The sequence below is a fragment of the Duganella sp. CF517 genome, assembly GCF_900110275.1.
Taxonomy (GTDB): Bacteria; Pseudomonadota; Gammaproteobacteria; order Burkholderiales; family Burkholderiaceae_D; genus Rugamonas.
In genome coordinates this window covers 39,052-49,592 of the sequence record NZ_FODC01000013.1, presented here as the reverse complement: position 1 = coordinate 49,592, position 10,541 = coordinate 39,052, and the positions used below count along the sequence as shown (strand labels likewise).

Here is a 10,541-nt window from a genome sequence, read left to right as displayed (position 1 = left end):
TCGACTTGCATGTGTAAGGCATGCCGCCAGCGTTCAATCTGAGCCAGGATCAAACTCTTCAGTTTAATCTCTGTTACTTTTGCCGTTTTACCGGCTCTCTTATTGCTAAGAGGTCGCTCACTCAAAATACTGACAGGCCACTACTTTCGTAGCGCCTATTTCATTACTTCTTGTGAACATTTGATATTTTAAGTATCGCGGGACTAAGTTCCGCGTGCACTTTCATCAAACGTCCACACTTATCGACTGTTAATTTTTAAAGAACTTTGTTCGGTACTGCTTGTTACTGCTTGCTGAAGAAGCGTTGTGTTCATCAGCGAAGAGGCAAGATTATGAAGTGTTTCGAACATCTCGTCAACCACTTCTTTTTCCCCCGCTTCATTCTGCAACACGCTGTTTTGTGCACACCGTTTTGCGGGGAGGCGAACTATAGCAAAGGGGCAGAGGATGCGCAAGGGCAATTAGGGGAAAACGAACGATTTCACCAACGTCAGTTCGCCCGGGGCGCGCATCGGCACCTGGAAGCTCTGCTGCTTTTCGCGCGGCGTGCCCTCGTTGGTGATCAGCGTGACACGGGCCACGGTCAGCGCCGACGCGTCCGAGCCGCTGCCGTAGTAATTAACGTAGACGTGATAATTACCCTTCGGCGGCGCCGCGCTGGAGAAGATTTCCGGGCCGTAGCCGGTGGTCACGTCGACATCCAACGCCCCGCCATCCTTCAGTACACGGTTGCCGTACCAGGCGTGGCCGCCATCCGGCGTCACCACATGCAGATCGAGATCGGTGCCCGCACTGTCCCAGGACAGTACGACACGCAACCGCGCCTGGGTCTTGCCCGGATTGTTGTCGACGAACTGCGTGCGCGCGCGGCTCTTGCCATCCGGCGAACGCACTTCCACGCTATTGGCGCCGCTGCCGAATCCATAAGGACGCCCGAACGTGCCATCTTCCGCGACCTCGAGCGGCATGGCCGCGCCATTGACCACCAGCGTGGCGGGCTTGCCTTTGCCGGCGCCAGCGATCCGGCCGCGTATCTGCGCCGTCTCGCCCTGGCCGGGCTGCAGACTGACGGACGAAGCGGGATAGTTGACGGTCTGTGTATATTCCTCCCGCGCCCCGGCGGAATTGCGCCAACCGCCCTTGGGCGCATCGATGGTGACCTGGGCCTGCGCCCAAACTGGTAATAACAAGAGTGAGAGCCAACGCGCGTTCATGTGTTCAATACCTGAAAGTTTTGACAAGGGTGAGCTCTCCGACGCTTCGCAAAGGGACGACGAACTCCTCGCGCCGCTCGCGCGGCGTGTTTTCGTTAAATACCAGCGTGATGCGACTGGTGATGACAGGCCGCTGGCGCGTTTTCTCGTCGAAGTGGTAGCCATCGCCGCCGAAGTTGCCCCAGTAGTTGATCCAGACCTGGTACAAGCCGCGCACCGGCGACGTCATTGTGAAGTTTTCCGGCCCCGGCCCGTCGACGGTGTCCGCATCCAGGCCGCCGCCATTGCTCATCGCGGGACGCGCCCAAAATGCGTGCTGGCCATCCGGCGTGACAATATGCAGGTCGACCTCCGCCTGGCTGTCGTCCCAACCGGCGATGATGCGGATCATTGGCTGCGGCTTGGTCTTGTCGGCCTCGTAGAACTGCACACGCTTGACCGGTTTGCCGTCGGGCGACCGGATCTCGACGCTGTTGGAGCCCGAGCCGAACGAATAAGCGCGCGCATAACGGCCATTTTCATCGGTGTAGAGTGGCGTCGGATTGCCGTTTACCGCCAGCTTATAACCAGACCGTCCACCCGCCGCCTTCTCAAGGTCGCCCTGAATCATACGCCGGCCGCGCTGCGCGCCGCGGTCGACCAGCGCATACGGATAATTGACCGCCAGTTCCTCCGAACGGTCGGTCAAACCGGCGCGGTTCCAGCCGCCCACCGGCGTGGTCATGCTCCTGTCCTGCGCCTGCGCGCATTGGCCGGCCAATGCCGACAGCGCGGCGCCCACAAACAAGATACGGTAATTCACAGCGCCTCCAGGTTCAGGTCGACCAGCCTGCGGGCCAGTCGTTCGACGTATTCCTCGTCCTGGCCGCGCGGATGACCGCGCAAGCCGAGATGCAGGTATTCGTGTGCCAGCGTGATGCGGTCCTCGCGCGTGGCCAGCGGCCGCATAAAGATGCGGTTGCGCGACTGCTCGGAATACGGCGCGCCGGTGGCAAGCGCGCACACCAGTGGCGGCTGCGCCGGCGCCTCGTAGCCCATTTCACCGAGCAGCACGCGCTGCCAGCGCGGCAACGCGCGCGCCAGCCATGCTTCGTTTTGCCCCAGGCGCTGGCAACGCACGCCGCTATTGCCTGCGGTGCCGAGCGACCCGGTGGGATAGGCGGCGGCCAGCAGTTCGTCGTAATGCTTGCCTTGTCTGGACTGCCGCACCGCGTCGGTCCACGACAGCGTTCCTGCGGATGCCTGGTCGCGGTGGTAGCGCACGGTGACGCCATCGACGATCAGCTGATCGGTCCAGCGGGCGACGGCCAGCGCCGCCGGCGTGGCCGGACTTGGACTCACGCGCTGGGTCGCGCTGCTGTCGGTGATCTGCTGGCACCCGGCGACGGTCACCGCGTTCTGCCGAAGATAGCTGCGCGCGGCGATCGCCAGCGCCTTCGCGGCCTCCGGCTCGTCGGCGCTGGCCTCGCGGTCCAGCACCCGCGCCACATATTCGTTGACGCCGAAGCGGCCGCGTAAGTGCGGACGCCCGGCGGCGTCCTGCGACAGCGTCATTTCGCCGGCGCTGCGCAGCGCCAGGTTTTGGCCATTTTCGAATTGCACGTGGTAGCGCCCATTCAGCGGGCCCGGTTTGGCAGGCCCCTGCTCGCCCCGCACGCTGCGGACCGGATAGCGTTTGAAATAGTCGACCACCACGCAGCCGCTGTCTTCGGCCGCCCGCATCGACGGCAAAGCCGCCGACAGGCGCGGCGCCCATTGCTGAAACACGTTGCTGCTGCCGCCGGCGCCGCCGAACCACACCGGCGTGCCGTCGGCCAGCCAGCCGGCGGCGCCACCCAGGCGTTCGCCCTTGCCGCCGTCACGCGTGTACTCGTGCCAGGAATAGGTCTTGACGCGCAATTGGCTGCCGAACCAGCGCGCCGAGCCAGCGCCACGGCCATCGAGCACCACGCGCAACAACGCCGCCCCGGCATCCGACCGGCTGGCGGCCGGGATCGCGTCCAGCGCGCGCAGCAGGCTGTCGAGGCGCACCAGCCGCTCCGGTTTCAGTTGCGCAGGATCGGCCAGCCAGGCGAAGTCGCCCACGGGAGGCGTGCCAAGGCGCCCGGTCCAGTAGCGGCGCCATGCCGCCGTCTCGATCATCAAGCGCGTGGGCGAAAAAAACGGGCCGCAGGACTGTGCCAGCGCGGCGTCGTGGCCGATGCTCTGTCCCGCGTCGCAGCAATAGACTTCGTCCGGATCGCGTCCGCCACAGCGGTAGTCCGGCATCGGCACCTTGCTGTCATCCGCATAGACGTAGACGAACAGCTTCCACAAGCTCGCCAGCGGCACTTGCCGGGCGCCGTCGAACGGCTTGGACGCCGCCCGTCCCTGATGCAATTGCCTCACCTCGATCCGGCCGTCGCGCCACCAGGCCACGTCCAGCGAGGCCGCCCATGACGGCGCCGCCAGCAGCGGCAGGATGGCCAGCGCGGTCGCCCGACGCCAGCGGCGAGGGAGCGCACGTGCGTGCATCACTCCACCTTCAGCGTGCGAGTGGTCTTGCCGCCGCCCTCGAAGGCCTTCTGCTCCGGCTGATACATGCGGTGGAAACGCGCCGGCGGCAGCACATAACTGCCTTTCTGCGCGAAGCGCAGCAGATGGCGCACGGTGAGACTGCCTTCCAGCGGCTCGACCGGCACCGCGTAGCCGTCACGCCGCTCGGTATGGCGCGCGCGTTCCAGCGGCTCCGGCTTGTCGCCCGCCATGACCATGCCCCAGGTGCTTTGTTCGACCATGGCGCCGGGCGGCAGCGCCACCTCCAGCAAACCAAAGCGATGTCTGGCGCCCGGCGCCGCCTTGAGCGTGATCTCGTCCAGATACAGTTCGTCGGTGCTGAGCGCCTCGCCCGGTTTGACCAGCTCCGTGGTGTAGCCGCCCTTGCCCTGCTTCATCCGCAAGATGCGGCGTTCGATGGCGACCGGCAGCGCCTGCGCCTCGGCGGCGCGGCTTTCGTACTGCACCACCGCGACGGTGCCCGCCGGCGCGGCGCCCGATGCCGCCGCCAGCCGCAGCATATCCGGAACGCCTTTGCCGTCGGCCCAGCGCCAGACCGGCTGGCCGCTGCGGCTTTCCTGTTTCTGCCATGCGCCATCGAGCGCCACGGCCGGCGCTTTGCCGAACGATGCGCCGCCCAGCTTCTTCTGCACCCACACCAGCGTCATCGCGCGGTCCAACGTCGGCATCTCGGCGCGCACGCCGGACAACACCGCGTCGGCCTGCGTCGCCGGCAGTTCGCCGGCAAGCATCAGCAAAGCCTGCGACACCGGCGCCTTCGCCGCGCGCAGCACCGCCCATGCCGCCCCGACCTGCTGCTGCAGCGCGGGCGGCAAGGCGACGCCGTTCTGGCTCGCCACCACCGACATCAGTCCCAGCGCCATGGCCTGCGCCTCGCGGTCGTCCGCCGCGCCAAGCAGCAGGCTGCCGTCGCCAGGCTGGCGCGGCTTGCCATCGAGCGGCGCCAGCCTGGCGACGGCATCGTCGACCAGGCCGGCGGCCAGCGTTTTAGTCGGCAGGCCCATTTCATGCGCCATCCACAGCACCAACGCGCGGTCGATCAGGGCGTCCTTCAAACCCTTGTCGCCGTATACCGCCAGCAGGTTGTTCCAGTGCTCGGGCGGCAGCGAGATGCCCAGCGCGCGCGCCGCGTGCCAGTCCGCGTAGTAGGCGTAGCCGGTCATCAGCGCGCTGCCGGCGGTGGCGTTGCCCCACCAGCCGAAGACCGCGTTCGGACCGGCCATCGACACCAGGCGCAGACGCTGCGCGGTAAGCACGGCGCCCAGGCGTTCGCGCAACGCGCCGGCGTCCGGACCCAGGCTTTGCTGCGCCAATGTCAGCGGAATCAGGCGGCTGGCGGTCTGCTCGACGCAGCCGTACGGATACTCGATCAGATCGTCGGCGATGCGGGCGAAGTGGCTGGTGGCGCCCTGCGCGAACGAGACGCGTATATTGCGGGCGTCGGCCGGCAGCTTGAACGGCGTCTCGGCGCCGGCCAGCGGCAGCATGAGCGTGCGCGGGCTGCTCCATGCCGCGGGCAGCGTTTGCATGCCCGTGTCCAGCGCGTCCACCAGTTTGCCGTTTTGTTTGACCTCCAGGCGCAGCGTCCCGGTGCTGCCCGCCAGCGGAAACTCGACGTAGTTGACGCCCGGCTTGGCCGACAGTTTCTCGGTCTTGGCCTGGGCGCCGCCCGACAAGGTGACCTCCAGCGCCTGCGCGGCGCCGGTCTGGTTGAACACCGCGACCGAGGCGCGCGGCGCGTCGCCGGCGCGCATCCAATCCGGCGCCGTCCACTTGGCGTAGAAGCTCTTGTCCGAACGCAGATAGCCGGTGCGCTGGCCCACGCGGCCCTGCGCATCCATCGCGCGGCCGGTGATGCGCCAGCGCGTCAGCGCGTCCGGCATGGTGAAGCTGACGCGCGCATTGCCCTCGGCGTCGGTTTTCAGCGACGGCGCCCAGTAGGCGGTATCGACGTTGTCGCGGCGCGGCCGTTCCAGCACCTTGACGCCGCGCTCATTGTAGTTGTGACGCGCCGGCACCCCGCCGCTGCGCGCCTGCGCCATGTCGTAGCTGATGAACGACAGGCTGGCCGTGGTGCGCACGTTGTTGCGGCGCGGGTGGTAGAAGAAGTCGCCGATCTCCGGCGCGATCTCCGGTTGCAGCACGTAGATCATTTCGTCGACCACGCCCAGCGCCACCAGGGTGCTCACCGGCTTGCCGTCCAGGCTGGCCTTGACGTCCAGCGTGACCTTCTCGCCCGGCTGGTAGACCTCCTTGTCGGTCTTGAACTGCAGCGCGATGCGCGGCTCGATCACCTGCAGGCCGGCGTTCTCGAACACGAAATCGCCGTTGCGGGTGTAGGCCACCGAGAAGGTCATGTTCGGTCCATGCTCCTGTTTGACCGGGATGCGCACGCGCCACTGATTGCCCGCCACGCGCTGCGCCTTGTACCAGTCGGCGGCGCCGGACATCAAGCCGTACTGCTCGACCTTGTCGCGTTCCAGTGTCAGCAGCGCCTGGTCGACCTTATCGGAGAAGGTGATCAGCGCCTCGGCGACGTCGCCCGGACGATAGCGCACCTTATCGAGCACGATCTCGATGCTGCCCGGCGTGGCCTGCACGCCGTCGCCGGTCACCCAGTGGCTGGCGGCGGCCAGCAGGTTGCCGCGCTCGTCGCGCAGCGACAGCTGGTAGGAGCCCGACGCGGGGAACGTCACGTCCCAGCCCTTGGCGGCCGGATCGAAGGCGCCGCCGGTCTTGGTCTGCTTCTCCAGCTGCACCATCTCCCAGCGCACCGGCCGCACCGCGCCCGCGCCGTCGGCCACCAGGTCGAAATGCACCGACTGGCCGGGATCGGAAAACTGGCGCGCGGGTTTGAGCTGATAAGTGGTGCTGGAACGCTCGATCATCAGCTCGCGCGTGGCGCGCACGCGGTAGGCCGCGCCGTCGGTGGCGAGCACAGTCAGGATGTAGCGCGAGGGATCGGCGGCCGCCGGCAGCGAGAAACTGACGTTGCCGCTACCGTCGCTGGTCACCTCCTCGGTCTTCAGCGCCACCGGGAACAAGCCGCTGTAGCGCAACTCGCCGTCGACCATGGTGTTCTGCTGGCTGCGCAGGGACAGCGTCATCCTGGCGTTCTTGACAGGCTTGCCGTCCGGGTAGCGCAGCGCGATGCTGCCGCCGACCGCCTCGCCGGTCTTGAACTCCGGCTTGGAAGGCTGCACGTTGATCTCGAAGTGCGGCTTGACATATTCGGCCACGCGGAAGGCGGCGCCGTAGACGCCGTCCTTGTAGCTGAAGCGCAGCTCATAGCCGCCGGCGGTGGCCTGCGGCGGCAGGCGGAAGCGCGTTTCGGCGCCGGTCTCGCCGGACAGCTGCAAGGTCTGCGTCAGCAGCGGCGTGCCGTTCGGGTCGAACACGGTCAGGCCCAGCGGCGCGGCGGCGGCGGCCTGCGACTCGCGCGCCGATTTGAATTCGCGCCCCAGGAATTTGACATTGACCTCGTCGCCCGGCCGGTACAGCGGGCGGTCGGTGACGGCGTAGATCTTGGTGTTATAGATCTCGCTGTCGTAGTAGAAGTTCTCCGAGACGAACACGCCGCCGGCGCGGTCCTCGCCCAGCACATAGGTGTGTTCCGGGCTGCCGCGCTCCAGCGAGGCCACGCCGTCGGCGCCGGTGGTCGCCGATTGCAGCACGCCGGTGCCGTCGGTCCAGGCCACGTTGGCGCCGGCGACGGCGGCGCCGTTGTCGCGCCGCGCGGTCCACACCAGCATCTGGTTCGACGACACCTTGGTGACGGCCATCGTATCGGACACGAACACCAGGGTGGTGGCGCGGTGCTCGCCGATGATCGCCTCGATCAGATACAGGCCGGGCTTGCGCTTGCCGATCGGGATCATCACGTTGCCGGCGCCGGTGGCGATGAATTCACTGCTCGATCCATCGAGCTTGACGCCCTTGGGCGGCTCGATCGGCTTGGCCTGCCAGATCGGATAGCGGAAGCTGTCGACCATCTCCATGCCCTTGATCGGCTTGTACTGGGGATGGTTGGCGAACACGGTCGGGCGGCGGATCGCCGCGTTGGTCGCCAGCCCGGGTTGTTCGCTGGTGACGGCGACGCGCGCCTCCGGCGAAAACAGCTTGCGCCAGGCCAGGCGCGATTGCTTCCACCAGCTGTCCCACAGGAAGCTGAGGGTGTTGGCCAGGCCCTCGCCCTGGTAATTGCCCTCCACCTGGATGCGGTGCAGGTTGCGCTGCTTCTTCAAAAACTCCATCGGCGCCGGCACGCGGTAGACCACGATGTCGGCGCCGGAATACGCTTCGAGGTTCATGCGTCCCATGTCGCGGCCCGGCACCTCCAGGCGCACGCGCGCCTGGTCGGCGCTGCCGTAACTGGCGTCCGACAGCAGGAAGAACGGCTCGCCCTTGAACTGCGTGTAGTTGCTCGGCTGGCGCTCTTGCGCGCCGGCGGAGGCGCCGCCGAGCAGCGCCAGCGCCAACGTCAATACACTGGTCAGCAGCAGCTTCATGATAGAAAAGAGAGCCGGAACACGCCGGCGAAATTGGGATTGTTGGACGCTGGTTGCCACCGCGTGTCCTTCCAGGTAGTGAGTTGTTTGATGTCGACGACCCGCAGGCCGTTGTCTTGTGGGGTGACGGTGCCGGTGTGGTAGGCGATGCGCGCCCCCATCCAGACCATCAGATGTTGTTCGTCGCCCTGGTCGAAAAACAGCAGGTCGCCGGGCAGCGCCTGGCTGATCTCGCGGGCGACGAAGCGGCTGTTGTGCTGGACCAGCGCCACCGCCGTGACGAAGTGGCCGACGGTGCCGCCGGTTTGCACCCAGCGGTTGCGCAGCGTGGCCTGGCGCGCGTCCAGTTCCAGCTCGGGCGGCAGGCGCCGGTCGCTGGCAATGCCATTGGCGCGCAGCCACTTGGCGTCATGCACGGACAGCGCCTCGTTCACGGCGAAGCGCACCAGGCCCGCGCAATCGCGGTGCGTCCAGCGCGGCGACGGCCCGCGTTCGATCTGCGCGCTGACGATGCGCAGCATCCACGCCTGAAAGGCGCGGCTCTGCGCCTGCGACAGCCGGATCTGCGCGTCGGCGGCCTCGCGCAAGGCCAGTACCGGCGGCGCGGCCATCGCCACCGCGCAACCGCCCAGCAGCCGCAAACAGCGACGGCGTCCGCTCATCGCGGCACCGCCTGCCACTCCAGCGGTTGCCACGCGGTGCCGCTCGACGGCAGCGTCTTGAGCACCATGCGGAACGGCGGATATTTTTTCAGCGCGTCCAGGCGCGGCACCAGATGTTCGTTGGCCGCCGCGCGCAGCACCGGCTCGTTATTGGCGGGCAGCGTGTCGAACGCTTCACGCTGGATCAGTTGCGCCAGCGCGGCCGGCGCGATCAGCCCGACGGTGTGGCCGGCGTCCGGCAGCAGGTCCGACGCCGCCGGCGCCTGCTTGCGGCGCACCGCCAGCACCTGGTCCACCAGCGTGCCGTCGGCCGAGAAGACCACCGTGTTACCCATCACCGCCAGCGCCGGTTTCGCCTCGCCCATCGATGTGGCAACGGTGCGCTCCCAGCGCGTGACGCCGCCGGCGGCGCTGGTCTTGCGCACCGCGTCCTTGCCGCCGATGGCCGCCGTGAACAGGCTGTCGTACAAATTATCGCCGGTGGCCTGCGGCGCGCGGGTGGCCACGAACACCGGGGTATGCAGCCGCGAGCCGCCATACCAGCAGGCCGCGGCCGGCCCTTGCAGCTGGTCGGCCAGCGGCAGCACCGGCTCGGAGGTCTTGCCGCCGAGGCGCTTGAGCACCGGCTGCATCGCCGCCCAATCCACCGGCACCGTGAAGCAGGCGCTCGGGCTGTGCGGCAGCGCCGGCCACAAGGCGGCGCTGTCGTAGCCGCCCTTGCGCAGCTTTGCCGCGTTGATCAGCACCCCGGATTTCCACGCGCCCTTGCTGAAATCGAAGCGCACCGCCTCGAGCGCGCCGAAGAACGGCTGGTAGCCGAACGACAGGAAGTCCGCCTTGACGGCGATGCTGTGTCCCTGCGGCGCCGCCTGGTCCAGATGGAACTGCGGATGGAACACGGTTTGTTTGGCGCGGTCGCCGGACAACAGGCCGGCCAAGGTCTTTTCGGCGGTGCCGTCGCCGTCCTTGCCGTCCGAGCCGCCATACAGCATGCCCGGGTGCGACAGGATGACCAGGCGCTGGCCGTGGGCCGCGAACAGCAAGGTGCGCTTGTAGGCATAGTTCAGCGCATACACCGGGACACTGTCGCCGTCGACGCGCAAGGCGCCGGCGACCGTCATCTGCGTGTCCTTGAGGGCGATCTTGCCGGCCTCCTCCAGCACCTTGGTAAGTTGACTGCGAGAAACCGCGATCGCGTAGTGCTTCAGCGAGCCGTCGGCGTCGCGCCACAGCGCCACCTCCGCCGGCTGGTCCAGCACCATGCGCAGCAACTGGTCGCCCCAGCCGAGCTCATGCTCGTAGGCGATGCGGCGCAGGCTGCCCTTGAGGCCCAGCCGATCCTCGGTTTGCTCGTAATAAAACAGGAACTCCTCGCGCAGCACGTCGCGCGCCAGCGGCACGGTCAGCAGGTCGCGCGGCAGCGTGGACAGGCTTTGGGTCATCACCAGCGCATCCGGCCGCGACAGGTCCAGCTGCAAGTCGTTGACCGGTCCCATGTGGCCCCAGCCGAAGGCCCGGTACGCGATCAGCGCGGCGCCGACGACGGCCACGCCGGCAAGAGACCTGAACAGCACTTTTTTATTCATGTTCTTGCATTGCCA

At 67.1% G+C, this 10,541-nt stretch carries 6 protein-coding genes and 1 rRNA gene; all 7 read right to left on the bottom strand.

Annotated features, from left to right (window positions below):
• Positions 1–65, bottom strand: a 16S ribosomal RNA gene (locus BMX85_RS29340); the annotation flags it as partial.
• A 396-nt stretch (positions 66–461) separates the two neighbouring features.
• Positions 462–1,214, bottom strand: a complete 753-nt coding sequence (locus BMX85_RS29335; protein ID WP_090328192.1) for a DUF2135 domain-containing protein — start codon at positions 1,212–1,214, stop codon at positions 462–464.
• 4 nt (positions 1,215–1,218) lie between these two features.
• Positions 1,219–1,938, bottom strand: coding sequence for a YfaP family protein (locus tag BMX85_RS29330; protein ID WP_090328209.1), 720 nt, complete (start codon positions 1,936–1,938; stop codon positions 1,219–1,221).
• Positions 1,939–2,012: 74 nt separating this feature from the next.
• Positions 2,013–3,728, bottom strand: coding sequence for a DUF2300 domain-containing protein (locus BMX85_RS29325; protein WP_090328188.1), 1,716 nt, complete (start codon positions 3,726–3,728; stop codon positions 2,013–2,015).
• Positions 3,728–8,278 carry an alpha-2-macroglobulin family protein gene (locus tag BMX85_RS29320; RefSeq protein ID WP_090328184.1) on the bottom strand — a complete coding sequence of 1,517 codons (4,551 nt, stop codon included), beginning with the start codon at positions 8,276–8,278 and terminating at the stop codon, positions 3,728–3,730. Before BMX85_RS29320 ends, BMX85_RS29325 begins: the two co-directional genes overlap by 1 nt.
• Entirely contained in the window at positions 8,275–8,940 is a 666-nt protein-coding gene (locus tag BMX85_RS29315) for a DUF1175 family protein (protein ID WP_090328179.1), read from the bottom strand. The genes BMX85_RS29320 and BMX85_RS29315 overlap by 4 nt, the downstream gene beginning before the upstream one ends.
• Positions 8,937–10,526, bottom strand: coding sequence for a DUF2138 family protein (locus BMX85_RS29310; protein WP_090328175.1), 1,590 nt, complete (start codon positions 10,524–10,526; stop codon positions 8,937–8,939). The genes BMX85_RS29315 and BMX85_RS29310 overlap by 4 nt, the downstream gene beginning before the upstream one ends.
• Between the last annotated feature and the right edge of the window lie 15 nt (positions 10,527–10,541).

Coding starts and splice junctions, on each gene's coding strand:
- BMX85_RS29335 (WP_090328192.1), bottom strand. CDS start 1,214: ATGAACGCGCGTTGGCTCTCACTCTTGTTATTACCAGTTTGGGCGCAG.
- BMX85_RS29330 (WP_090328209.1), bottom strand. CDS start 1,938: ATGACCACGCCGGTGGGCGGCTGGAACCGCGCCGGTTTGACCGACCGT.
- BMX85_RS29325 (WP_090328188.1), bottom strand. CDS start 3,728: ATGCACGCACGTGCGCTCCCTCGCCGCTGGCGTCGGGCGACCGCGCTG.
- BMX85_RS29320 (WP_090328184.1), bottom strand. CDS start 8,278: ATGAAGCTGCTGCTGACCAGTGTATTGACGTTGGCGCTGGCGCTGCTC.
- BMX85_RS29315 (WP_090328179.1), bottom strand. CDS start 8,940: ATGAGCGGACGCCGTCGCTGTTTGCGGCTGCTGGGCGGTTGCGCGGTG.
- BMX85_RS29310 (WP_090328175.1), bottom strand. CDS start 10,526: ATGAATAAAAAAGTGCTGTTCAGGTCTCTTGCCGGCGTGGCCGTCGTC.